Here is a 25189-nt window from a genome sequence, read left to right as displayed (position 1 = left end):
TTCTCACCCCTTATAAGACTATGTTCTCTCTGTATTCTCCAAACACAGATCGTAGCACATCGCATATCTCGCCAAGTGTTGCATACGCTCTAACTGCATCTATTATTTGAGGCATAATGTTTTCTTGACTACAAGCAGCCTCTTTAAGGTCTGATAATCTTCTCTTTACTTCTTCATTATCTCTTTCAGCCCTAAGTTTTTTTAGCTTTTCTTTTTGCATCTCTCCAACTTGAGGATCAACTTTAAGCAAGTTGCCGTAGTATTTTTCTTCAGTTTTAAACTTGTTCAAGCCTACTATAATCCTCTCACCTTTTTCAATCTCCTTTTGATACCTGTACGCGCTATCTTGTATTTCCTTTTGAATAAATCCACTCTTTATTGCACAGGCAGCACCGCCAAGCTCATCAATTTTTTTTATGTATTGTAAAGCTTTCTCCTCTATTTGATTCGTTAAATACTCTACGTAGTAACTGCCTGCCAGCGGATCAGGTGTATCACATACGCCGCTTTCGTATGCTATTATCTGCTGAGTCCTTAATGCAATCTTCACCGAATCTTCTGATGGCAGCGCCAATGCTTCATCGCGGCTATTCGTGTGAAGTGATTGAGTTCCTCCTAACACTGCAGCCAATGCCTGCAGCGCAACTCTTACAATATTATTATCAGGTTGCTGAGCAGTTAACGTAGAACCGCCAGTCTGTGTATGAAATCTAAGCATCATTGATTTTGGATTTTTAGCATTGAATCTTTCCTTCATTATCCTTGCCCACATCCTTCTGGCAGCTCTGAATTTCGCCACCTCTTCTAATAAATCATTGTGAGCGCTAAAGAAAAATGAAAGCCTCGGTGCAAAGTCATCAACATCAAGTCCCGCTTTTAATGCGGCATTTACGTATTCTATCCCGTTTGCCAATGTAAAAGCTACCTCTTGCACCGCCGTAGCTCCAGCTTCCCTTATGTGATAACCACTTATACTTATCGTGTTCCACTTTGGAATGTATTTGGAACAATATTTGAATATGTCTGTTGTAATCCTTAATGAAGGTTCAATTGGAAAAATGTATGTTCCACGAGCAATGTACTCTTTCAATATATCGTTTTGAATAGTTCCTTCCAATTTGTCTAAAGGAACTCCTTGCTTTTCTGCAACAACGATGTACATTGCTAAAAGAACTGCTGCAGGGGCATTTATCGTCATGGATGTGCTGACTCTATCGAGAGGTATTCCGTCAAACAAAATTTCCATATCTAAAAGGGAATCTACAGCAACACCAACTTTACCTACTTCACCTTCAGCCATCGGATGATCCGAATCATATCCTATCTGCGTCGGTAAATCGAATGCTATGCTTAACCCTGTCTGTCCCTGCGAAAGTAAGTATTTATACCTTTCATTTGATTCCTTAGCAGTACCAAATCCAGCATACTGCCTCATAGTCCAGAACTTTCCTCGGTACATGGTTGGCTGAACACCACGGGTAAATGGATATTGGCCCGGAAAGCCTAAATCATTTAAATAGTCCAAATCAACTACATCATCAGGCGTATATATGCTTTTTATTTCTACACCTGATGAAGTCATAAACTTCTCTTTTCGTTCTGGATATTTTTCTTTGACTTTGTTGGCACATTGATATAACCATTTGTTGCTTTCCTCTTTTATCTTATCGATATACTCTTCATCTTTCATTTGAAAATTCCCCCATCAATACCGCAATCATCATACCCAACCACGCATTTCCATAGCTTCATATATTCTATTTAGAGATGTAATATATGCACCTGTGCGCATGTCTACTTTGTAGGTTTTTGAAGTTTCGTAAACTTTTTTAAATGCCTCTATCATAATCTTCCGCTGCCTATCTTCAACTTCCTCCAATGTCCAATAATAATTGTCCAGATTTTGAACCCATTCAAAATATGAAACCGTCACACCACCCGCATTTGCTAAAATGTCTGGTACCACAAATATACCTCTTTCATATAAAATTTTATCTGCTTCAGGTGTTGTGGGACCATTCGCTCCTTCGCATATTATCTTCGTCTTTATTGATCTTGCAATATCTGTAGTTATCTGATTCTCCAAAGCTGCCGGCACAAATATATCTGTTTCAAGTTCAAACAATTTATCTTTTGTTATTTGTTCAGCATCGTCAAATCCTGCCACACTTCCATTTTCTTTTACATATTCAATTAATTCATTAACATCTATTCCTTCTTCTTTGTATATACCGCCCCTTGAATCAGACACCGCTATAATCTTGGCACCCAGTTTTTGAAGGTTAATTGCTGAATAGCTGCCCACATTTCCAAAACCTTGAATGCTTACAGTACAATTTTTTATATTCAAACCTAAATATTTAGTTGCTTCATAAGCCATTAGCGCAACTCCATAGCCGGTAGCCTGTGTTCTTCCGAGAGAACCTCCACATATAATCGGCTTTCCAGTAATAATTCCAGGGCTATTTTTCCCTGACAATTTGCTGTATTCGTCCATCATCCACGCCATAATTTGCTCATTTGTATTTACATCTGGTGCTGGTATGTCTTTATCAGGTCCAATGATGCTGTATATTTCTCTTATATAGCCTCTGCTTAATCTTTCTAACTCACTTTTAGACAATGTGCTTGGATCTACTATTACTCCTCCTTTGGCTCCCCCAAATGGGATACCTACAACACTGCATTTAAAGCTCATCCAAATTGAAAGTGCCTTTACCTCATCAATATTTACATCTGGATGAAATCTAATTCCTCCCTTTGTTGGACCAACAGCATCATTATGCTGTGCTCTATAGCCTTTGAAGATCCTTATCGTACCATCATCCATCCTTACTGGTATAGAGACTTCCAAAAATCTTATAGGCTCTTTCAATATTTGATAAGCAGAATCACTGACTTTTAATAGCTTACAGGCATTTTCTATCTCTTTCTGAGCATTTGTCAATGGATTTAAACATTCGCTTTTCATATTGTTAGATCTCCTTTCATAAGAAAAAAATTATTATGTTGTAATTTATCCATCAAATTTTTAAATATTGTAATTTTTGCATCATATATTTGCATAAAACATATCATAAATCCTGTAATTACAGGTTTATGATATGTTTTATATACTATTTGACTATTCTTAAGTTTCTTTTACAGGACTATCGTTAACTACATTCTTACTTTTCTCGTATCTTCTAAACATTAGTAAAGCTACAACTGTGAAAAACAATGGTCCAGCAATCATCCAAAGTGTTGAAGCTATATCTTTTGAAAATGCTGGTTCGATTATAGTGAAAATATTTGCAAATCCTACTGTGACTGACGTTAATACAGTCGCAATTATTACAGATGTTCTGCTTTTAAAGATTTCAAACGGTCTATTGATCTTTTTGTTATTTTTAAATGACGGATATGCTAAGCACAAAAATACATACGGCAATGTCATTGCTACATTCGTCATTAGCACTATGCGAGCAAAGAAAACTTTTGCTATGTCTCCTCCAAATGATATGAGGAACAACATAACAGCAACTAACAGACATTGTATCCACATTGCATATTTCGGAACACCTTTATCATCTATTTCTGCTGTCTTTCCAGGCCATAATTCAGCAGGTGTGCCTTCAATCAGTTGTCTTAATGGGGCATAGCTAAGTGTAAAGAATGCACCCATTAATGATAAGAACACAGATAACGCTACTATTCTAGCAGACCAATTTCCAATGATTATTGCTGTGCTTTTGCTTGCGCCTAAGCTTAATCCAATTTGATATCCAAAATTATTCATTATTACATACTGGGCATTTGCCATATTGACATTGTTAGACGCTAAAACACTATTCCACTTTGTAAATATTCCAACCAGGAATATTCCTAAAGAATACCCGATTGCGATTATTATAGCTGAAAACAATACGCCTTTAGGAAATGTCTTCTCTGCATTTTCCGTTTGATCTACGACACCGCCAACTACCTCTGTTCCTCCATACGCAAATATTGCAAATACTATGAATGACAAAACTGCAATCGGTGATAAATATGACGGATTCGGTGAAACTGTGAAGGATTTTAAAGATGTAATGGGCTCAGCTAATTTTCCTCCATTTGCTATCAATACAACAATTGAACCAAGTAAGAATATGACGTTTATAGCTAATACTGATGTTCCACCGATTGAAGCAATTTTCGATACCCAATTTAAACCTTTACTTGCTACATAAGTAATCAATATGATAAGCAATATTCCCATTAATCCAATAACTTGAGTAGAATTTAGTCCAAACAATCTAAGAGAAGAAGTTCTATCAGTTCCAAAAATTATATTTGAGATGTTTATAAAAATCGTTGAACAAATGCTGACCATCCATACAACATATGATGCATACCACATGAAAGTACCTACAAAAGCGTATTTAGGGCCAACCGATCTTTCCATCCACGTGTATATCCCGCCGCTTTCTTCTTTAAAAGCCGCGCCAAATTCCGCCATCATAAAAGCATAAGGCAAGAAAAATGTTATTCCTGATAAAATGTACCACGGTATTGCACTGTATCCCATCAAATAAAATGCTCTTGGCATATTGTTGAAACCAAAAACAGATGTGAAAATCATCAAGATAAGTGGCACCAGTGTCAACTTTTTCTTTGATTCATCGTTCATAATAACACTCCTTTCCTTTTGATTAAACTTTTATTTTATTTATTAAAATTTTTTAATTCAACTAAATTATAATACCTTCCCCGGCTAATTGCAATACTATTTTGAATTGAATTATTAATTTTAATTTATGCAATTTTCTGTCTAAACTATCTAACCTTAATGGAATTTTTGTGATATGAAAAATATCTTCCTTGATTGCTTGAATAAGTTGTAATAGAAAATTTCAATAAGTTTTTAGATAAAGAGAAGATAAATAAAAATAAATTGTTAGGAAAGGATATATAACGTTCATCATATATCCTTTCCAGAATATTTACCATCTATTCTGACAATATTTCTATTGGATCCACATATTCAAGTCCATGAGCTTCTGCTACTGCCTTATACGTCACATTACCATTTATAACATTAAGTCCTCTCATAAGCGATTTATTCTCTAATAGCGCTTTCTTATAACCTTTATCTGCAATCTGCAATGCGTATGGCAAAGTAACATTTGTCAATGCAAATGTAGATGTCCTCGGAACTACACCGGGTATATTTGGAACAGAATAATGCACCACATCGTATTTTATAAAGTATGGATTGTCATGAGATGTTATTCTGTCCATCGTTTCGACAGAACCACCTTGGTCTATAGCTACATCGACGATTACAGATCCTTTTCTCATGTTCTTTACCATTTCTTCTGTTATTATTTTTGGTGTCTTAGCCCCCGGAATAAGCACCGCTCCTATTACTAAATCAGCTTCTTCAGTACATTTAGCTATATTATAACTGTTTGACATAAGAGTCGTTACTTTTCCTCCAAAAACGTCATCTAAGTATGCAAGCCTTGAAGCATTTACATCAAGTATTGTAACATTAGCTCCCATTCCAACTGCAATCTTTGCTGCATTTAGTCCTACCGTTCCACCACCGACTATGACAACATTCGCCTTTTCAACACCTGGAACACCGCTTAGTAGAACTCCTCTGCCATTATTTTTGCTAAGCAACAAATAAGCACCTATCGTAACTGATAGTCTGCCTGCCACTTCACTCATAGGACTTAATAGCGGTAGCATTCCATCATCTGTCTGAACTGTTTCATATGCTATACCTACTACTTTTTTCTTTAAAAGCGCTTCTGTTTGCTGTCTATCTGGAGCTAAATGTAAATAGGTAAACAAAATCTGTCCTTCTTTAAAATAATCATACTCGGAAGGTTGTGGTTCCTTGACCTTTAATATCATATCAGATTCATTAAAAACGTCTTCAGCCCTGTTAATGATTTCAGCTCCAGCCTTTTTATATTCTTCGTTAGTTATCCCACTGATTAAACCAGCATTATTTTCAATTAATACTCTATGTCCTTTACTGCAAAATGCATGAACACCGGCAGGTGTAATAGCAACTCTTCCTTCTTCTTCTTTTATTTCTTTTGGTACTCCGATTATCATTGTGATCGCTCCTTTGTAATATATTTTATTAAAATCATTCTAATCCGACAGCTTTTAAACCATCGGATTAGAATGATTTTTTACCCATTCACAGCTAATTAGTCTTTTTGCTATCTCTCACTGTATATCCGTATAGGTAAATTCCTAACAAGACAAACATCAAAAGTGAAATCCATGAAGCAAATTCTCCGCTATTTGTAAACCAATTAGCACCAAAACCTATATTTATTTTAAGGCCTGCAAATATGGCTATTACTAATCCCATCAAAGCATCTCCAGCGACTAATCCTGAAGAAATCAATATACCTTTTTCAGTCTTTTCTTTATACATCTTTTCATCATTCTTGTATTTCCTGTCAATTATCCATCTGATGATTCCTCCAACCATAACAGCCGCACTTAACTCAAATGGCAAATAAAGTCCAAGTGCAAATGGCAATACCGGAATATGCATCATCTCTATCATTATTCCCATAAAGACACCAGCAATGATTAATATCCATGGAAGGTGTCCTGTCATTATTCCTTTTACAACCATTGACATTATAGTTGCTTGTGGCGCAGCAACATATTTTGAACCAATTCCATAAGAATTATTAAGCATAATAAGCACTAATCCCGCGAAAATTGATGATGCAACTATTCCTGTGTAAAGGTATGACTCTACCTTTTTAGGCGATCCACCTATAATGTAGCACGTTTTTAAAGACTGTGCATTGCAGCCTGCCGTTGCTGCTGCAATACAAACTATGCCTCCAATCGTAATTGCCAATATCATACCACTGTCTCCGACAATGCCTGTAAGCTTTAAAATAGACGTAACAACAAGCAATGTAGCTATTGTCATACCTGACACTGGGTTATTGGATTCACCAACAATTCCTGTCATTCTCGCTGAGACAACAGCGAAGAAGAAAGAAAATAATATCGTTAAAAGACTTCCTATAAATGTCATCTTAAACATAGGCAGAAGCCATGTTAAAAGGAATAGAAAAATCGAACCAATAATCACTATATTTATCGATATATCGCTGTCAGTTCTTTTTTGACCTTTGGCACTCGTTCCAAACCCAGATAATGAGTCTTTAAACGCCTTTATAAGTGTAGGGAATGTCTTGAATAAAGTAATAAATCCTCCTGCCAATACTCCACCAGCACCTATATACCTTATATAGCTGCCCCATATTTGAGAAGCTGACATATCTTTTATAAGGGTTGTGGCTGGATATATTGGACTTGTAAGACCATCTCCAAAAAATTTTATCAATGGTATAAGACCAAGCCATGCCAATATACCACCTGCCAGCATGTATGAAGAAATCTCTATTCCAACTATGAAGCCAACTCCTAATAACGATGCTAACACATTTATTCCAACTTGAGTCCCTTTAAACCAATTTAGATTCCATGCAGGCTCTTCTGACCATATAGAAAAACCGCCTGATAGAAGTTTGTATATGCCACCTGTAAGCATACCGGACAAAACCGTCATAAATCCCGAACCGCCTTGATTGCTTGTTACAAGGACTTCAGAAGCTGCCATTCCTTCTGGATACAGAAGTTTCCCGTGTTCTTCAACCGTTAAATACCTTCTTAAAGGTACGACGAATAATACGCCAAACAATCCACCGATTAATACCGCAAATATTATTCTTTCAAGCGTAAACTCATTTTTAAAGCCCCAAATAGCTATAGCTGGAAAAGAAAACAAAAGTCCAGCAGCAACACTTTCACCCGTTGCAGCTATTGCTGTAGCCATATTAGCTTCTAATATGCTATTTCTTCTAAAAATCGTCTTTAATATACCAGTAGACAAAACAGCAGCAGGAATCGCTGCACTTATAGTCATTCCAGTTTTAAGACCTAAATAAGTATTAGCTGCCGCGAAAACAATCGCAAATATCACACCTATAACTAAACTTAAAAACGTAGATTCTGGAAGAACCTCTTCCGCTGGAACAAATGGCACATACTTGTCGCCACTTATACCGCCATAAGCGCCATCTGATAACTTTCTTCCATGTTCAGCTTTTCCACTTGCCATATCTCTTCTCCTTTCGTCCTATAGTTTAAATGACATTTAATTTAAGCTTTTTATCGCTTTAATCACCTCCTCCAACATTTTAACTAATATTAAAATATTTTAATAGTATAAAGTAATAAAATGTTTTGGCATTGTTTTAAACTCTTTGTAAAACGATACATCGTTTTCCACTTTTATTATATTCGACGCACATTTCAAAAATCCTTCAAAAATGCAAAATATGCTTCATGAATATTTTCACTGCATTTCTTTCATTCATAATATAGTGTTTATTTCTTACTGAAAGCATCTATAAGTTCTGCTCCTTTTTCTAAGGCTTTTTCATTTATTGACACAAGATGCTCTTTACTTGGTCCTAAAACTTCTACAAGTGCCTTTAATGTAGATTCAATTTTTGTAATATTCGTTGCTTTTATTAGAGCTCCTAAAATCACCATATTCGCAATTTTTAAATTTCCTATTTCATTTGCAATGTCATTTGCCGCGATTTCGTAAACTTCTATATCATTTCTTTTCGCTTTCTCTTTAATCAGCGATGTATTTATAAAAAGCTTTCCACCAGGCACAACATATTTTTCATACTTCTCTAAAGAAGGCCTATTCATAGCAACAACTACAGTTGCCTCGTTTATTATGGGTGAACCTACTGGTTCATCAGATATGGTAACATGGCAGTTGGCTGTGCCTCCTCTCATCTCTGGTCCATACGACGGCAGCCACGATACGTTTTTTCCATCCATCATTCCTGCGTATGACATTATAAGCCCCATCGACATGATGCCCTGTCCGCCAAATCCTGCAAATATTATCTTTTCATTCATTTTATTTTTCCTCCTCTAAGGTGTTTTTGTATACACCTAATGGATAGTATTGCTCCATCTTGTCTTTTATCCATTTTAATGCTTCGTTTGGTGACATGCCCCAATTTGTTGGACAGCTTGACAGGACTTCTATCATTGAAAATCCTTTTTTGTCTATTTGGGCTTTAAATGCGTTTTTGATTGCTTTTTTGGCATTTAATACGTGTTTTACGTCATACACTGATACTCTTTCGATGTATGCTGCTCCTTCTAATGTTGATAGCATTTCACACATTTTTATTGGGTATCCGTTTGTTTCTGGTTTTCTTCCGTATGGGGTTGTGAGGGTTTCTTGCCCTATCAGTGATGTTGGTGCCATTTGGCCTCCTGTCATGCCGTATATGGCGTTGTTTATGAATATTACTGTTATGTTTTCTCCTCTTGCTGCTGCATGTACTGTTTCTGCTGTTCCTATTGCTGCTAAGTCTCCATCTCCTTGGTATGTGAATACTATTTTGTCGGGGTGTACTCTTTTTATGCCTGTTGCTACTGCTGGTGCTCTTCCATGGGCTGCTTCTTGCATGTCGCAGTTGAAGTATTCGTAAGCGAATACGGCGCATCCTACTGGTGCTACGCCTATTGCTTTGTCTAATACTCCTAATTCTTCCATTGCTTCTGCTACAAGTCTATGGACTATGCCGTGTGTGCAGCCTGGACAGTAGTGAAATGGCGCGTCTGTTAGTCCTTTTGTTTTTTGAAATACTACTGCCATTATTTTTTCCCCCTTATTTTCTTGATTTCTTCTAATATGGCCATGGGTTCCGGTACCATTCCTCCTACTCTTCCGTAGAAGTGGACTTCTTTTTGTCCGTTGACTGCTAATTTTACGTCTTCTACCATCTGTCCCATGCTCATTTCTATGGTTAGGTAGGCTTTTACGTGGTCTTTCGTTTTTTTGAATGGTTCTTCTGGAAATGGCCATAGTGATATGGGCCTTATTAAGCCTACTTTGATGTTTTCTCTTTTTGCTAATTCGATTACGTTTTTGGCGACTCTTGCTATTGTGCCGTATGCTACAAGTATTATTTCTGCTTCTTCGCAGTTTGTCATTTCGTATCGTACTTCTTCTTTTGCTGCTTTTTCGTATTTTTTGAATATTTCTATGTTGTGTTTTTCTAATACTTGTGGGTCTAATTCTAATGAGTTTATGATGTTTCTTTTGTTTCTTGTTCCCATGCCTGTTGTGGCCCATGGTTTTTCTTCTATTTTGTTTTCTTCTTTTTTTAGGATGTCAAAGTCTACTGGTTCCATCATTTGGCCTAACATGCCGTCTCCTAATATCATTACAGGGTTTCTGTATTTGTCAGCTATGTGGAATGCTTGTTGTACTAGTTCTGCCATTTCTTGTATTGTTGATGGTGCCAAGACTATGAGTTTGTAGTCTCCATGTCCTCCGCCTTTTGTGGCTTGAAAGTAGTCTGATTGGGACGGCTGTATTCCTCCTAATCCTGGTCCCCCTCTCATTATGTTGGCTATTACGCATGGTACTTCTGCTCCTGCTATATATGATATTCCTTCTTGCATCAGGCTTATTCCCGGGCTTGATGATGTTATAAGGACTCTTGCTCCTGCTCCTCCTGCTCCATATACCATGTTTATTGCTGATACTTCGCTTTCTGCTTGTAAGAATACTCCTCCTACTTCTGGCATTCTTTTTGCCATGTACGCTGTTACTTCGTTTTGTGGTGTTATTGGATATCCGAAATAATGCCTGCAGCCGGCTTGTATTGCAGCTTCAGCCAGTGCTTCGTTTCCTTTCATGAGTACTTTTGCCATATCTATCCCCCTCTTATTTTATAACTGTTATGACTGTGTCTGGACACATTATTGCGCAGAATCCGCAGCTTATGCATTTTTCTATATTTTCTTCTTTTATCATGGCAGGGTGGTACCCTTTTACGTTTAATTTGTCTTTGTCCATTTCTATTATGTGTTTTGGACATGCTTCAACGCATAGTTCGCAGCTTTTGCACAAGTTTTCGTTAAATATGACTTGCTTCAATCTCATCATCTCCATCATATTTATATTACCTCATTCATAGACTTTTGCTTCTTCTTCACCGTTTAAGACACGGTATGCACCTTCAGCAAGTGCTTGCATCTCATCTTCTCCTGGATAGACATACACAGGAGCGATAAAATTAACTCGACTTGAAATGTGCTTTACAAAATCTTCATTGTATGCTATGCCGCCTGTTATACCTATAGCATCCACTTCTCCATTTAAAGCTACAGCCATCGCTCCAATCTCTTTTGCTGTCTTATACGCCATTGCATCAAGTATTAATTCCGCACTCTTATTGCCATTTTCTATCATTCTGTATACTTCTTTCACGTCATTTGTGTTAAGATGTGCTACTAAACCGCCGCCACCTAATATCTTCTTTTTCATTTCTTCAAAAGTATATCTGCCACTGTAGCACAATCTCACAAGTTCCAATGATGGAAGTCCTCCTGCTCTCTCTGGTGAAAATGGCCCTTCTCCATTTAAAGCATCATTTACATCTATTACATAACCATGTCTATGAGCTCCAACCGAAATTCCTCCGCCTAAATGTGCAATTATAAGGTTGACATCCTCGTATTTCTTTTTTAAATCAGAAGATAAACGCCTTCCAATGGCTTTTTGATTTAATGCATGAAATATGCTGGATTTTTGGATTTCAGGCATTCCCGTTATTCTGGCGACATCGTCTAATTCATCTACGACAACTGGATCAACAATAAATGCAGGTATACCGTGATTTTTAGCTAATTCGTATGCAATAATTCCTCCAAGGTTTGAGGCATGTTCACCTCTTTTAGCTTCTTTTAAATCTGATATCATCCTTTCGTTTACAATGTAAGTACCACTTTTTATCGGCTTTAATAGACCGCCTCTTCCGACAATTGCATTCAATTTTTCCATGGAAAAATTCTTTCTATGAAGCATTTCTAAAATAGCGTTTTTTCTAAATTCCAACTGTTCAAATATAGTTTTATATTGACTAAGCTCAGGAACGCTATGTCTCAATATTTCTGTAAACAAAACTTTTTTATCTTCAAAAACTGAAATCTTTGTTGATGTAGAACCAGGATTTATTGCAAGAATTAAAAACAAAAGAATTCCCTCCATAAGCTTAAACTTTTTTTATGAAATTATCTCTAATTCCCGCTATAGTTTTAATTCTTTCTTCAGCTACCATATCGGCAGCAATACAAGTTGGAATATTTTCTTCCTTTGATTTTTGTATGACTTTTTTTACATTGTCATATACCATAGAAACTTTTCTCATTGCCCGTTCTTTGTTATAACCAGATGGATGTAATTCCTCAGCTACATTTATAACACCACCTGCATTGATAATAAAATCAGGTACATAGAGTATTCCTTTTTCTTGTAGGATTTCTCCATGTTTTTCTTCCTTCAATTGATTGTTTGAAGACCCTGCGACAATTTTACATTTTAGATGCGGTATTGTCTCATCATTTATTACAGCACCAAGTGCACATGGTGCAAATATGTCACAATCAACACCGTATATATCATCAGGTTTTACATACTCAGCATTAAATTCACTGACGGCTCTTTTTACATTATCTTCAAAAATATCTGTGATTATTAATCTCGCTCCTGCTTCATGCAAGTATTTTGCTAAATTATATCCAACATTCCCAACACCTTGAATAGCAACTGTTTTACCGCTTAATTCAGTTGTTCCAAACACTTCTTCACAAGCTGCTTGAATGCCTCTAAACACCCCGTATGCTGTAAAAGGAGACGGATCACCACTTTTCTCAGCAAGTCCCGCAACATAATTTGTCTCCATACTTATATAATCCATGTCTTTCATATTTGTCCCAACATCTTCGGCGGTTATATACCTTCCATTAAGCCCATCTATAAACCTGCCTAAGCTTCTAAATAATGCTTCACTTTTATCCTTTCTTGGATTTCCAATTACAACAGTTTTTGCGCCACCAAGATTTAGACCAGCAGCCGCATTCTTGTAAGTCATGCCTCTTGCAAGCCTTAATGCATCATTTATCGCGTCTTCTTCTGTATCATAAGTCCACATCCTGCATCCACCTAATGCAGGACCCAATGTTGTATCATGTATTGCTATCACAGCTTTTAGATCAGATGTTTTATCATAACACAATACAACGTTTTCATAGTCAAACTCTCTCATTGTTCTGAATAATTCCATAAAAACACTCCTCTTTTTAATATTTTAGGCAATTATATGTTTTTATCTGATGCCACAATTGAAGCAAGCAATATTGAATTAAATTTAGATTCTTTAGAGTCAGATCTTGATGTTAAAATAACCGGTTTTTTTGCTCCAACAATTATTCCCGCTATTCTTTTATTCGCAATAAATGTGATAGCCTTGTAAAGCATATTGCCAGCTTCTATATCAGGTGCGATGAGAATATCGGCATTACCTGCAACAGTGCTATTTATACCTTTGTGGTAAGCCGACTCAATAGAAAGCGCATTATCTAATGCCAACGGTCCATCTACTATCACGCCTTTAAACTGACCTCTATCGCTCATCTTTGCCAAAATTGCAGCATCAATTGTCGCCTGCATAGCTGGATTTACCATCTCTACAGCAGCAAGTACAGCTACCTTTGGATCGCTTATTCCTATCTTTTTCGCCACGTAAGCTGCATTGTATATTATGTCGATCTTTGCTTTTAAATCAGGTGATATATTCATTGCTGCATCACTTAAAAGCATTAATCTATTAAATGGAGATTCAAAAACAGCTACATGACTTAATAACCTATCTGATCTTAGATCAAATTCCTTGTCTAAAACGGCTTTTAATATTACCGATGTTGGCACTAATCCCTTCATAATCATGTCTGCTTGCCCATCACTTACAAGCTTTACTACCGCTTCACACGCTTTTACATCATCTTTTACATCTATAATCTCATGATCTCTTAAAGGCATCGATATAGAAAGTGCAAGTTTCTCTATCTCTGACTTATCCCCTACTAAAACAGATTTTATTATTCCTTTTTCGTAAGCATCTTTCACAGCTAAAAGCACATCGACATCAGCCGCTTGTGCAACAGCCACGATTTTAGGATTCAAATCTTTAACTAATTCATACATTTCTTTAAAACTTTTCACCGAAAGCACCTTCCATATTTTCTTATCTTATATTTTGAAATAGTGAGAAAAATTATTATTTTATAAAAGTTTATTGCTTAAAATTTTTTAATGCTTACAATTTATATTTAATATATTCTCCATTTATTCTAAAATTCCTTCTTAGTTTCACAAAATTTTTTTGACCTTTATAATGCAAAAATGGGATTCCATCTCATGGTACGTCACCACCATTTAACGTATCAATGTCATCATTTAAAGTAATGTATCTCACACCGTGGAAAAACTTTTTCCAAATACCTTCTATTTCAATATAATCTCTCTAAAGACAAGAAAGGTCTTTAGTGCCTATGCATAATTTGCTTTAATAAATCATTTAAGCTTTTCCCTTTTTCATTAAAAATCCTTTAAACAACAAAATTATCATCATACATCTTATCTGATTTTTTTCTTTCTATCCAATTGAACTGCTTTCTTTAAATTTATCTTATACAATATATGAATCAATAATTTTTTAATTTCGGAAAGAGCTTCCGTAATTCTGTCTCTTTCATAATGTTGAAAAAAATCGTCAATCGTGTTATCATAATAAGCGGTATATACCCACCCGGGTATATAGGGTTTATTAGCAATAAGGAGGATACGTCATGAAAAGCAAAGATAAAATAGCAATAATGCCATGTGCAGGTATCGGGCAAATTTTTGGGCAAATAACAAGGGAAGTTGGATACAATCTTGTTGATGATTTATACCCTGAAAACACAGTTTTAGTGTGTCCACCAGCTTTAGCAGTAGATATTCAGGAAGATATAGATTTTATAAACGAATATCCTGTATTGGTTTTAAATGGATGTAAAGATCGATGCGCGACAAAATTGATTTTGCAAAAAGGCGGCCAAGTCGAAGCAGAAGTTTATCTTCCTGACATACTGAAGAAAGAAAAGATCTCGCTGAAAGATGAGAAAAGAGGAAGATTAGGTGAAAAATCTAAATTGGCCATTCAAAAAATGACTGAAGATGCCAGTAAGTTGGTAAAAAATCTTTTAATTAGGTAGATAAATAGGCATAGCAAACTAAGTTTATTCATTAGTTTCTATGCTTATTTTTTTATTTTCAAATTTTAAATACATTGAATGTTACATAGAATTATTTATTTTATTTGTACATATTATTTACTATAAATGATAGGCAGGGAGGGATATTTTTTGCTATTTAAAGGGTATCATAAAATAGCAATTCCTATTTTGTTGTTAATAGCCACAAGCATCTGGGGAATATTGTTTTTCAATAAAACATTATCTACTGTAGCAGACAACAAAGAAGAAATAAAGCCCTTTTTAGATGCTTTCTTTGAGTCAAGAGGAAGCGTACTTTTAAGCGGAAATATTAAAGACATAGAAAAATATTACGATGTTGCTAACACAAATGGCAAATGGGCTCTTGAACATGAAAAAAGAAGAATTGATTACGTAAAAGGATGGTCTGAAAAAAGAAATCTTAAATTCGTAGAAGCACAATCAATTTACAGAATCAAAAGTTTGAAAGTTGGCGAACAGTCTATATGGCTCTATTTGGTAGAGACGATGAAGATGGGCTACGAGTACAATGTAAAGCCTGGCTTGATAAATTACATGGGGCTGGGGATTCGGCATTCCATTCAGTTGGTTAAAATCAACGGCAACTGGGTGATACGCCGCGATTGGTACTACGATCCATTAGATGAAGATTCAGCATTTATAGATATTAGCCCTGCTGACGGAATAGCCACAGAAATATCGCCAACCAATACCACTCCTGCAGGTGATAGTCAAAATCAGAAAAAAGGAAATTACGATAGAGAAGGCGCTGTAAGGTATGCTGATACATACGCTGGTGCTGCATGGGGTAGCGGAAATAACTATGAATACAACAAAAAATACAGAGATTATAATGGCGTTGGTGGCGACTGCACAAATTTTGCTTCACAAGTCTTGCATGAAGGTGGTGGACTAAAGATGGACTACATCTGGAACTTTAATGGCCGTGACTCTAGTACAGCATGGGCACAAGCTCCTGCACTCTTTAACTACCTTATATACAATGGAAAAGGAAGGCTTATTGCGCAAGGTACATACATAGACATGGTAAAACCATCGGATTCACACCCTGCAGGAGCGATACGGGAACTAAAAAAAGGTGATCTCATTTGCTATGAAGAAAAAGGTACAATTGTTCATTTTGGCGTTGTAACAGGTTTTGATTCTTACGGAATTCCTGTTGTAAACACACATACATCTGACAGATACCATGTTCCATTTGATTTAGGATGGGATAAAAAGGTTATTTATAGATTCATTCACATAAATGATTAAAGAGAGGCGAAATCCTCTCTTTAATCATTTATGTCTGATCAAGGCTCGTAAGAACATCATCAAAAACGTCTATCCTGCATTTTTGATTTTTTACATCCCAATGTGTACATATTTCGCAGCTTCTTGATGATGAGTTTGCCATGGATATCATTGAAGCCTTGCCTAAAGAATCATCATAGCTAAAATCAGGACACGCTTCACCCACCGCTTTTAACTGATCTTTATTAGCCATCTGTATCACCGCCTGTACTTCTTTTTATTGCACTTTCTATGTCTTCTGGTGTCATCCCAGTTGCATCAATTATTGGCGATTTTGTATACGTATTTTCAAATCCAACCATGTCTTTGTGCTGTCCTGTTATTACTATTGCATCATAATCATTGACGTTAATACCGCTTAAATTGCTATCTTGCTCAAGATTTACTACATCATATCCTTTACCAGTAAGGTATCTTTTTACATTTGAAAGCTCTCTTTCAACGGCTATCTTTTTCCCCATTAAAAACACCTCCAATAGCGAATACATAATTATTATTAGTTTAATGTACCTTTTTATTCGCATAGGAGGACTATTAAAAGCGATAAAAACATTAAAAATGCTGATGCCATCAATAGCACTTTTCCCCATTGTGTCATATAAATAAAATCATATCTTTTTTCAGGAAGTTCAAGGTTTCTAAATATTCTACTTATAGTCCTCATATCGTTAAACCAATATGATACATACAAAAAACCTCCAATAAGCCCCACAACACATCCGACAATAAAAAAATAATTGCTGTAACTTACATACGTAGAATGTATTCCATTTAAGGCAATATTTATAACAACAGTAATAAAAGATAAAATTATACCAAGTAAAATACCTTTCAAGCTAACAACTCCTAAATATCTTAGTATCTACCTTTTTCTCTTTTGAATAATTATATCATATTTTTCTCGAAGATTATTACCTCATTTAATCTTTAACAAATGTATAAGTCAAATCGAATTTATTTATATACCAAATAATATCTTATGATTCTATCAGCGTATTCTGCTCTTTTATCCCATGAATTTTCTCGCGCTACTTCCATAAGCTTTTCCTTTTTCACGACGCTAACATTTTCGATGGCTTTTTTTATCAAATATGCAAATTCTTCCTTATCATTGGCAGAGTAAATGCCATCGCATTTTATGATAGATGGCAATTTGGAAGAAACGATTTGTTTTCCGGCGCTTAAATATTCATACATTTTTATTGGATCGGCACCTTCAGTCATTGTTGTAACTTTAAAAGGAATTATAGTCACATCAAAATACTGTAAATAATTTGGTAGGACGTCATATTTTTTCTCTCCTAAATAAAAAATATTCTTTCTAATAGGCACTTTTTTTGTATTCAAATTAGGACCAATGTACACGAAATTATACTCAGGACATTTTAAAGCAATATAATCCACTAAATCCCAATCTATCCACGTCGCCAATGCTCCTATATATCCAACTATAGGTTTATCACCAGGTAAATCAATAGGTCTTTCTGAAAAAATTTTGCTTGCTTTCTTAAAATGTTCAAAATCCGCACCGTTTGGCAGCAAAAATGTCCTTTTATTGACTTTAATATTTATATTAAATAGTTTTTCAGATGAAGCAAATACTATGTTGGCAGCTTTCTGCACTTCTTCAAAATTAAGCTTCCATTCTGTAAATTCTTCTGAAGGATAATCTATAGAATCAAATATCACATATTTTTTCTTGAACATTTTTAGAAAATTGTAATTTGGAGGATATGATATCCATACTATAGGAATTTCTCTAAATTTTACACTACCAATATCTACACCATTTACAATGTATAAATTTTTCCTTACCTCTATTATCCCTCTATTGTAGCTGTCATCAAAAGATTTATTAACGTAGTAAACTGTATAATTCCTTTCAGACATACGACTCAATAGCTGCTGTGGCCTCTGATAAAGCCAGTTAAAATTAATAGTAGGTGGGTATATAATCGTCGCCATGCAAATACCTCCTGTGAAATTTTTATTTTGTACTCATAATATTCAAAAAAACTATATTTCGCTAATTTTAAAAACCCTCAAATTGATTGTTAATTTATTATCATAGCAGGAATTTTGAACTTTATGTAGAATATAGTTAATTGGCTATTTTATGAAGGAGGTGTTACTGGATTAAATGCATATAAAAAATAAAGATGAGTACATAAACATAATGGTTGTACCAAATTCTAAAAAAGACATAAAAAGCTTTAAAATAAAAAGATCTGCTTTAAAAGCTTATATATTTGCAGCGGCAGTGCTTTTGATAGGCTTGTTTTCAACCTTTTTTTATTTTGCAGGGAGATATGCATATCTTTACGCCGCAGTTCATGAAAAAGACAAGATAATTGCAGAAAAAAATCAAAAAATAGCAGAAATGCAGGACTTAAACCAATCTCAAGACAAAAAGATCGCCATGCTTAATGATAATGCTAAGAAGTTAAGTGACAAGATGAAAAGTCTTGACGAGTTAGAGCAAAAAGTCAGGCGAATGGTAGGACTAAGTTCACCAGAAACGAGCCGTGGCGGCATAACACGTGATTCAAGGGATTTAACTTTAGATGAAAAAACCACAAATGAGCTTTCAAGCGAAATAGATAATAAAACATATGAATACAAAACTCTGATAGATGATATAAGCAAAAGATTGGATTATCTCGCATCGCTGCCATCATCATATCCTGTTGTAGGACCTATAACATCACCATTCGGAAGTCGCACATCCCCTTATGGCGAAAGCTCGGAGTTTCACCCTGGAATAGACATTGCCGTAGGATACGGTACACCTGTTAAAGCGGCGGGCAAAGGCATTGTAACTTATGCAGGATGGCTTTCCGGATATGGAAATGTAGTCATGATAAATCACGGTTATGGAATCACTTCTGTCTACGGTCATAATTCTCAACTGTTAGTAAGAGTGGGACAAACTGTAAACAGGGGTGATGTCATAGCAAAATCAGGTAGCACAGGTCGCAGCACGGGGCCACACGTGCATTTTGAAATAAGGCTAAATGGCAATCCAGTCGATCCTTTGAAATATCTTAGCAAGTGACGTATGATAGTTGCCAAAACCCAAAAGGAGGTGTACTATGTTTCAAAGAAAAGATGCTAATACATTTGATGTAAATACTGATAAGATCGATACAATAATTGGCAAAAACACAAAAATAGAAGGAAACATTTCTTCTCAGGGCACTATGAGAATCGACGGATTAGTTACTGGAAAAGTTGAAGTAGAAGGCAATTTAATTGTCGGTGAAAATTCAAAAATAGAAGCTGATATAAAAGCTGATAATATTTCAGTTTCTGGAGAGATAGTTGGAAATCTTACAATAAAAAATCAAGTGCAGATAACATCCACTGGAAAAGTATACGGTGACATAGAGGTTCAAAATCTCATTATTGACGAAGGCGCAATATTTGATGGAAAATGCAAAATGAATAAAAAAGCAGAAAAGAATGCCGAAACTCAACAAAAGAAAAAAGATGTAAAATAAGGAGCTAAAGCTCCTTATTTTTTTAGAAGTCTATGAAGTATCGCTGTAGCTTCTGCCCGCGTCGCAAAATTTTTCGGCATAAAGTGATATGTATCGTATCCAGATATAATCCCCCTATTTGACAAAGCGATGATATCGTATTTGGCAAAACTGTTGTTTATGTCAATAAATGAACTATTGGAATACGGTTTGTAACCGTAAGCTTTAGCAATTATAGCGGCGATTTCTTCTCTTGTTATGTAGTTATTAGGCCTAAAGCTGCCATCGTCGTAACCACTTACTATTCCAAGTTTTTTCGCTGTCGCTATGGCATCTCTTGCAAAACTCTGCTGCGTATCCCAAAATCCTTCACCAAGCTCTTCACTAATTCCCATTACTCTTAAAAGCAATGTAACAAATTCTGCTCTTGTTATGTAATTATTAGGTCTATATGTACCATCACCATACCCGGAGACATATTTAAGCATCGCCATATCGTTGATATCATCCCTCGCCCAGCTTGCAAATATGTCTCCAAAATAATCAACTGTATTGCCTTCAATAGCTGCCCAAAAATCCTGGCTTTCGTAACCAAGCCTCCAGAAAGATATGCTGTTTATCCCCACTGATGAAAGATAATCTAATTTTAGCTTAAAACTATAAGAATTTTCAAACCATACTGTGTGCTTTACTCCATTTTTGTAGTATATATAATATGGTTCTTTATATACATTATCCCATAAGGCATTGCCACCATACATACCAATCAAATTTTTTACATCGTCTTCCGTAACGGAAGTCGTTCCAGTTGAAGACCAGTCATATCCATATGCCGGAAGTCCCATAACTATTTTATCCTTATCAATCGTCGATAAAGCATAGTTAGTTACATTTTGAAGCCAATCAAACGAGCAAATTGGGCCGCTGCTTCCACCTGACCAATGTTGATCATAAGCCATTATGATAATTTTATCAGCTATTTTAGATATTGCCGCATAATCAAAACCTCCCGCCCAAAAACTCGATGGACTATCCGCAGTCATGGCAGGTATAGCAACAGTAAGCATCAAATTATCAGCGGCCAATTTTGATTTCAAATCTGATAAAAATTGATTGTAGTTTTGTCTGTCGTTGTATCCAACATTTTCAAAATCAATATTAACTCCTTTGTACCCTCCGTTTTTTACTGCACCTACAATGTTATCAATCAAATTATTTCTTGCAGATACATTATTTAAAACGGAATGTATCAGGCTATTGTCGAATGTACCTCCACTCATGTTGTGAATAAGTAAAAGAGGTGTCACGTTGTCTTTTAATGCTTCATCTTTTATCACATCATTTTCAGTACCGTTTAGATTTCCATTTTCATCAATTCCGTAAGTAAACGTTATTACATAATTGATATTTGATTCATTTTGTATAAAAGAGTCGTAAGAACTATTATCTGCATCGTAATCATGTGTCGCATAAGCATACACAATCCTCTCTGATGCGCTGGTTTTAGCGAAATTAAATAAAAACAAAGATAGAACTATAAAAGCTGCTATAAGCATAAAAAAAGCTTTTTTTATACGCATGCCAAAATCCCCCTTGTGCATTTTCAATATATATGATAACATTGGCAAGCATATATCTTCAACCGTATAAATTTCCCACAAAAGTAAATGAGGCCCATAAAGGCCTCATTTATCCTTGAAACATATTTCTGGTATTAACGATATCCTGTTGATTTGCATTGCTTACAGGATACCACCCTTTTTGTTTCATCAAATTGAATATCTCATAGTGGACATCATGTTCTTCATTTAGTATATTCTTAATGCTAGAATATACATTTTGATTTGCACTTTCTATACAAGCACTGTTGTAAGATTGTAGTAAGAGTATTTCTGACTTTAAACAGTCTGCAGTTATATCTTTATCCGTAAGAGTTGATGTTTGAGATGTGCTTGCTGTGTAAGTTTGATTCTTACCGCTTGCACTGCTTAGATTCTGCATCGTTGCATTGTCGATCGCCCTGCTTATGCTACCTGCCGGCGAATAATCATTAGGCATACCTGTAGCATTTATGCTGCCAGTTGCAGTAGCATTTGTCGACACATTTTTTAAATTGGAATTTGTATATGAATCTATCTGTTTGCTAATACTGCCACCTGACATATCCGGCATAGCTGCTGAATTCATGGCAGTAGTATTTACCTTTGCACTTTTTCTACCCATCTATATCACTCCTATTTCAATAAATTTAATAAAGAGTTGTAATGATTTTGATGCACGTTTATATTTTTTTGAAACACATTTTTAAGCTGTGGATCTGTCACTTGATTCACAGCCGTCTGATACTTCTTTATTATCAATTGCTCTGATGCAAGTTCATCCGAAATATATCCAAGTTCTTTTTGAGTTAATGCCATATTTTTACCTCCTCCTCAGTTATTTTTGCATATTTATTATTTGTAGTTGCTTTTTTTTAATTCAAAAAAAAGCGCATTAAAGCGCTTTTAAACGATTGGAATATATTCACTATTTCCCGCCTCATCAATATCTTTAATGACTTCTTCAATAGTTAGTATGCCTTTTCTTATTTTATCTACTTCACACGACGCGTAGCTTAATCTTATATGCGAATCATCTATTTTATTAGAAAAGAATATACTTCCTGGAACAATAGAAACATTTCTTTCAATACATTTTAAATATATCATTTTTGCAGAAATACTCTCTTTCAATTTTATCCAAAAATAAAACCCTCCATCTGGAATATTAATCTCAAAATAGCTATTGTCAAGCAAAAGGCGTTTCATCTCATCAAACCTATTCTTCATGGTATTTTTAAATACTTCTACATGTTTTTCCCACATTCCTTCTTTCAAATAGATCTCAAATGCTCTTTGCATCAAACCGGATGTTGATAAATCCGTAACATATTTTGCTTCAGCAAAAGAATTTATAAGATTTTTAGGAGATAATATAAACCCTAATCTCAATCCCGGCATATATATCTTAGAAAAACTTTTTATATATATTACCCTATCGTATTTGTCATAGGCTTTTAATGGCAAATGCTTATTATTGCTGAAATTTAACTCATTTGAAAAATCGTCTTCCACAATATAAGTATCATACTTGTATGCAATCTCGATGAGTTTTTTCATCTTTTCCACGCTGTACGAAATTCCAGTTGGATTTTGAAAAACCGGCATTGTGTAAATCAATTTTGGTTTGAAAATCTTCAGTTTCTCCTCCAACATATCTACATTAATTCCATCCTTCTCAAGTTCTATATCTACAATTTCGGCTCCTCTTGATTTAAAAGATGCTATAGCCCATGAATACGTAGGTGACTCAACAAAAACACAATCACCAAAATTTATCAACGCTTTTGATACAACATCTATCCCCTGTTGTCCGCCTGAGATAATTTGTACATCTTCGTAATCGATGATTACCTCATCTTTCTTTATGAACTCTGCAATGACTTTTCTAAGTGGCATGTACCCCTTTGTATCTTGATATTCAAATGCGTATCCACCATCTCTCTCCAAAACTTTGTTTATAATTACTTTAAAATCTTCAACCGGAAACAGCTCAGGGTTTGGAGACGATGAAGAAAAATTTATCATGTTTTTATTTACAAGTATCTGTCCATGTTCCAAAGCTTTTATATCTTCGATAGGCATTTCTGATTGTCTAACAGTTTCAGATACATACGTTCCACTACCGACTCTTTTTTCTATATACCCATTTGCCTCAAGTAGCCTATATGCATTTATGACAGTAACATTGTTTACACCCAACTCTTTAGCTAATGAACGTATGGTTGGCAATTTGTAACCTGGTGGGATACTGCCATTTTCAATGTATTTTTTAAATTGATTAAAAATCTGTATATAAAGTGGAGTAGACTTATTTTTATCTACTGAAAAATTCACCATCTTCAACACCTCTCAATTTGTTTCGATACAATTTAATGATAACATAAATAATAACGATTTTGTACAAACTAATTTGCAAGAAAAAAACTGTAAAGAAGGTGAAAAAAATGTTCTTATTATTAAAAGGTGCAAAAGTTTATGCACCAAAATACATCGGCAAAATGGACTTACTTACATGTAACGAAAGGATTGTCAAAATAGCGAAAGACATCGATATAAGAGATTTTCCCGAACTTTCAACCATCGACTTAAGCGGGCATATAATTGTGCCTGGTTTTATTGATCAACATGTGCATATTGCAGGCGGCGGTGGCGAAGGAGGTCCTGCAACAAGAACCCCTGAGATAAAGCTAACAGAACTCACAAAAGCTGGAATCACAACAGTTGTGGGGCTTTTAGGTGCAGATGGCATAACAAGAAGCATGACAGAATTGCTGGCAAAAGCAAGGGCATTGGAGGAAGAAGGCCTTACCACGTATATATACACAGGTGCTTATGAGCTTCCTACGAGAACACTTACTAATAGCGTCAGATCTGACGTAGCGATAATTGATAAAGTGTTAGGCACTGGCGAAATTGCCATTTCTGATCACAGATCAGCTCAGCCAACAGTACAAGATCTAACAAAACTTGCAGCAGAAGCCAGAGTCGGTGGGCTCTTAGGAAATAAACCAGGAATTGTACATTTGCACGTCGGCGATGGCATAAGAGGTCTTACACCTATTATAGACATCGTCAAAAATACTGAAATACCAATCACACAGTTTATTCCAACTCATGTAAATAGAAATGGTCATCTTTTTTCACAAGCAATGGAATTTTTAAAGATGGGAGGCCGTATCGACTTAACATCAGATATAAAACCTGATGAAAACTCCAAAACTGCACTTAAGCCAATAGATGCAGTAAGAAAGATTGTAGAAAACAATCTACCGTTAGATAACGTGACCATGAGCTCTGACAGCAATGGAAGCATACCTGTATTTGATGAAAACAAAAAACTTATTAAAGTAATGGTTGGCAGTACAATGACACTTTACAGAGATTTAAAAGAAATAATTGCAAATGGTGTCTTGCCACTTGAAGCTGCCATAAAAATAATAACCGAAAATGTGGCCAAAGTGCTTCTTTTATACCCTAAAAAGGGCTGCATAAAAGAAAATTCTGATGCCGATTTTGTAGTTCTGGACAGAAATTTAAACATTTCATCAGTCATAGCAAAAGGCAAATTTATGATTAAATTCAATGAAATCGTAAAAAAAGGTACATTCGAGTAAA

25 protein-coding genes are annotated in these 25189 nt (G+C 35.4%); 5 read left to right on the top strand and 20 right to left on the bottom strand.

Annotated features, from left to right (window positions below; all coding sequences use genetic code 11):
* Positions 1 to 10 precede the first annotated feature (10 nt).
* The 12 genes from JJQ93_RS02100 to ptb form a co-directional block, all read right to left on the bottom strand.
* Complete coding sequence (locus JJQ93_RS02100; protein ID WP_274892597.1) at positions 11 to 1690, bottom strand: acyl-CoA mutase large subunit family protein; 1680 nt, start codon at positions 1688 to 1690, stop codon at positions 11 to 13.
* A gap of 30 nt (positions 1691 to 1720) precedes the next feature.
* Entirely contained in the window at positions 1721 to 2971 is a 1251-nt protein-coding gene (locus JJQ93_RS02095) for a Glu/Leu/Phe/Val family dehydrogenase (RefSeq protein ID WP_274892596.1), read from the bottom strand.
* Between the two features lie 159 nt (positions 2972 to 3130).
* The gene (gene yjeM, locus JJQ93_RS02090; RefSeq protein WP_274892595.1) at positions 3131 to 4651 is read right to left on the bottom strand and encodes a glutamate/gamma-aminobutyrate family transporter YjeM; all 1521 of its coding nucleotides are present in this window, start codon (positions 4649 to 4651) and stop codon (positions 3131 to 3133) included.
* A 320-nt stretch (positions 4652 to 4971) separates the two neighbouring features.
* Positions 4972 to 6093, bottom strand: coding sequence for an alanine dehydrogenase (gene ald / locus JJQ93_RS02085; RefSeq protein WP_274892594.1), 1122 nt, complete (start codon positions 6091 to 6093; stop codon positions 4972 to 4974).
* Positions 6094 to 6187: 94 nt separating this feature from the next.
* A complete protein-coding gene (locus JJQ93_RS02080) occupies positions 6188 to 8137 on the bottom strand; it encodes an OPT family oligopeptide transporter (RefSeq protein WP_274892593.1) in 1950 nt (649 codons plus the stop codon).
* Between the two features lie 269 nt (positions 8138 to 8406).
* A complete protein-coding gene (locus JJQ93_RS02075) occupies positions 8407 to 8958 on the bottom strand; it encodes a 2-oxoacid:ferredoxin oxidoreductase subunit gamma family protein (RefSeq protein WP_274892592.1) in 552 nt (183 codons plus the stop codon).
* Position 8959: 1 nt separating this feature from the next.
* Positions 8960 to 9709, bottom strand: a complete 750-nt coding sequence (locus JJQ93_RS02070; protein WP_085113601.1) for a thiamine pyrophosphate-dependent enzyme — start codon at positions 9707 to 9709, stop codon at positions 8960 to 8962.
* A complete protein-coding gene (locus JJQ93_RS02065; RefSeq protein WP_274892590.1) occupies positions 9709 to 10773 on the bottom strand; it encodes a 3-methyl-2-oxobutanoate dehydrogenase subunit VorB in 1065 nt (354 codons plus the stop codon). The genes JJQ93_RS02070 and JJQ93_RS02065 overlap by 1 nt, the downstream gene beginning before the upstream one ends.
* Before the next feature lie 13 nt (positions 10774 to 10786).
* The gene (locus tag JJQ93_RS02060; RefSeq protein ID WP_350494237.1) at positions 10787 to 10999 is read right to left on the bottom strand and encodes a 4Fe-4S binding protein; all 213 of its coding nucleotides are present in this window, start codon (positions 10997 to 10999) and stop codon (positions 10787 to 10789) included.
* Positions 11000 to 11029: 30 nt separating this feature from the next.
* A complete protein-coding gene (gene buk / locus JJQ93_RS02055) occupies positions 11030 to 12103 on the bottom strand; it encodes a butyrate kinase (RefSeq protein WP_274894032.1) in 1074 nt (357 codons plus the stop codon).
* Between the two features lie 13 nt (positions 12104 to 12116).
* Positions 12117 to 13187 carry a Glu/Leu/Phe/Val family dehydrogenase gene (locus tag JJQ93_RS02050; RefSeq protein WP_274892588.1) on the bottom strand — a complete coding sequence of 357 codons (1071 nt, stop codon included), beginning with the start codon at positions 13185 to 13187 and terminating at the stop codon, positions 12117 to 12119.
* 32 nt (positions 13188 to 13219) lie between these two features.
* Positions 13220 to 14125 carry a phosphate butyryltransferase gene (gene ptb, locus JJQ93_RS02045; protein ID WP_274892587.1) on the bottom strand — a complete coding sequence of 302 codons (906 nt, stop codon included), beginning with the start codon at positions 14123 to 14125 and terminating at the stop codon, positions 13220 to 13222.
* Positions 14126 to 14751: 626 nt separating this feature from the next.
* Between ptb and JJQ93_RS02040 the strand changes: the two genes are divergently transcribed.
* Positions 14752 to 15159: a putative zinc-binding protein gene (locus tag JJQ93_RS02040; RefSeq protein ID WP_274892586.1), complete on the top strand. Its 408-nt coding sequence runs from the start codon at positions 14752 to 14754 to the stop codon at positions 15157 to 15159.
* A gap of 150 nt (positions 15160 to 15309) precedes the next feature.
* Complete coding sequence (locus JJQ93_RS02035) at positions 15310 to 16455, top strand: amidase domain-containing protein (protein ID WP_274892585.1); 1146 nt, start codon at positions 15310 to 15312, stop codon at positions 16453 to 16455.
* Positions 16456 to 16483: 28 nt separating this feature from the next.
* Here JJQ93_RS02035 and JJQ93_RS02030 read toward each other — a convergent pair whose 3' ends face one another.
* The 4 genes from JJQ93_RS02030 to JJQ93_RS02015 all read right to left on the bottom strand — a co-directional run bounded on the left by JJQ93_RS02030 (position 16484) and on the right by JJQ93_RS02015 (position 18459).
* On the bottom strand, positions 16484 to 16687 hold the full coding sequence (locus JJQ93_RS02030) for a hypothetical protein (protein ID WP_085112937.1): 204 nt from the start codon (positions 16685 to 16687) through the stop codon (positions 16484 to 16486).
* Positions 16680 to 16955, bottom strand: a complete 276-nt coding sequence (locus tag JJQ93_RS02025) for a YkuS family protein (protein WP_274892584.1) — start codon at positions 16953 to 16955, stop codon at positions 16680 to 16682. Before JJQ93_RS02025 ends, JJQ93_RS02030 begins: the two co-directional genes overlap by 8 nt.
* Positions 16956 to 17008: 53 nt before the next feature.
* Complete coding sequence (locus tag JJQ93_RS02020) at positions 17009 to 17329, bottom strand: hypothetical protein (RefSeq protein ID WP_274892583.1); 321 nt, start codon at positions 17327 to 17329, stop codon at positions 17009 to 17011.
* 119 nt (positions 17330 to 17448) lie between these two features.
* Positions 17449 to 18459 carry a glycosyltransferase gene (locus JJQ93_RS02015; protein WP_274892582.1) on the bottom strand — a complete coding sequence of 337 codons (1011 nt, stop codon included), beginning with the start codon at positions 18457 to 18459 and terminating at the stop codon, positions 17449 to 17451.
* 175 nt (positions 18460 to 18634) lie between these two features.
* Between JJQ93_RS02015 and JJQ93_RS02010 the strand changes: the two genes are divergently transcribed.
* On the top strand, positions 18635 to 19549 hold the full coding sequence (locus JJQ93_RS02010; protein ID WP_085112941.1) for a M23 family metallopeptidase: 915 nt from the start codon (positions 18635 to 18637) through the stop codon (positions 19547 to 19549).
* Between the two features lie 37 nt (positions 19550 to 19586).
* Positions 19587 to 19994, top strand: coding sequence for a bactofilin family protein (locus JJQ93_RS02005; RefSeq protein WP_085112942.1), 408 nt, complete (start codon positions 19587 to 19589; stop codon positions 19992 to 19994).
* Positions 19995 to 20008: 14 nt separating this feature from the next.
* On the opposite strand, the gene JJQ93_RS02000 is transcribed toward JJQ93_RS02005, so the two are convergent.
* The 4 genes from JJQ93_RS02000 to pdxR form a co-directional block, all read right to left on the bottom strand.
* Positions 20009 to 21553, bottom strand: a complete 1545-nt coding sequence (locus JJQ93_RS02000) for an S-layer homology domain-containing protein (protein WP_274892581.1) — start codon at positions 21551 to 21553, stop codon at positions 20009 to 20011.
* 109 nt (positions 21554 to 21662) lie between these two features.
* Entirely contained in the window at positions 21663 to 22196 is a 534-nt protein-coding gene (locus JJQ93_RS01995) for a spore coat protein (RefSeq protein ID WP_274892580.1), read from the bottom strand.
* Positions 22197 to 22207: 11 nt separating this feature from the next.
* Entirely contained in the window at positions 22208 to 22390 is a 183-nt protein-coding gene (locus JJQ93_RS01990) for a spore coat protein (protein ID WP_013788410.1), read from the bottom strand.
* Between the two features lie 87 nt (positions 22391 to 22477).
* Complete coding sequence (pdxR, locus tag JJQ93_RS01985; RefSeq protein ID WP_274892579.1) at positions 22478 to 23911, bottom strand: MocR-like pyridoxine biosynthesis transcription factor PdxR; 1434 nt, start codon at positions 23909 to 23911, stop codon at positions 22478 to 22480.
* Positions 23912 to 24018: 107 nt separating this feature from the next.
* Here pdxR and iadA point away from each other — a divergent pair, with 107 nt between their 5' ends.
* Positions 24019 to 25188, top strand: coding sequence for a beta-aspartyl-peptidase (gene iadA, locus JJQ93_RS01980; protein ID WP_274892578.1), 1170 nt, complete (start codon positions 24019 to 24021; stop codon positions 25186 to 25188).
* Position 25189: the final 1 nt, after the last annotated feature.

Origin of the sequence: Thermoanaerobacterium sp. R66 (assembly GCF_028895185.1) — a bacterium.
GTDB lineage: Bacteria > Bacillota > Thermoanaerobacteria > Thermoanaerobacterales > Thermoanaerobacteraceae > Thermoanaerobacterium.
The sequence above is the reverse complement of the archived record's forward strand: the minus strand, read 5'-3'. Positions and strand labels throughout refer to the sequence as shown.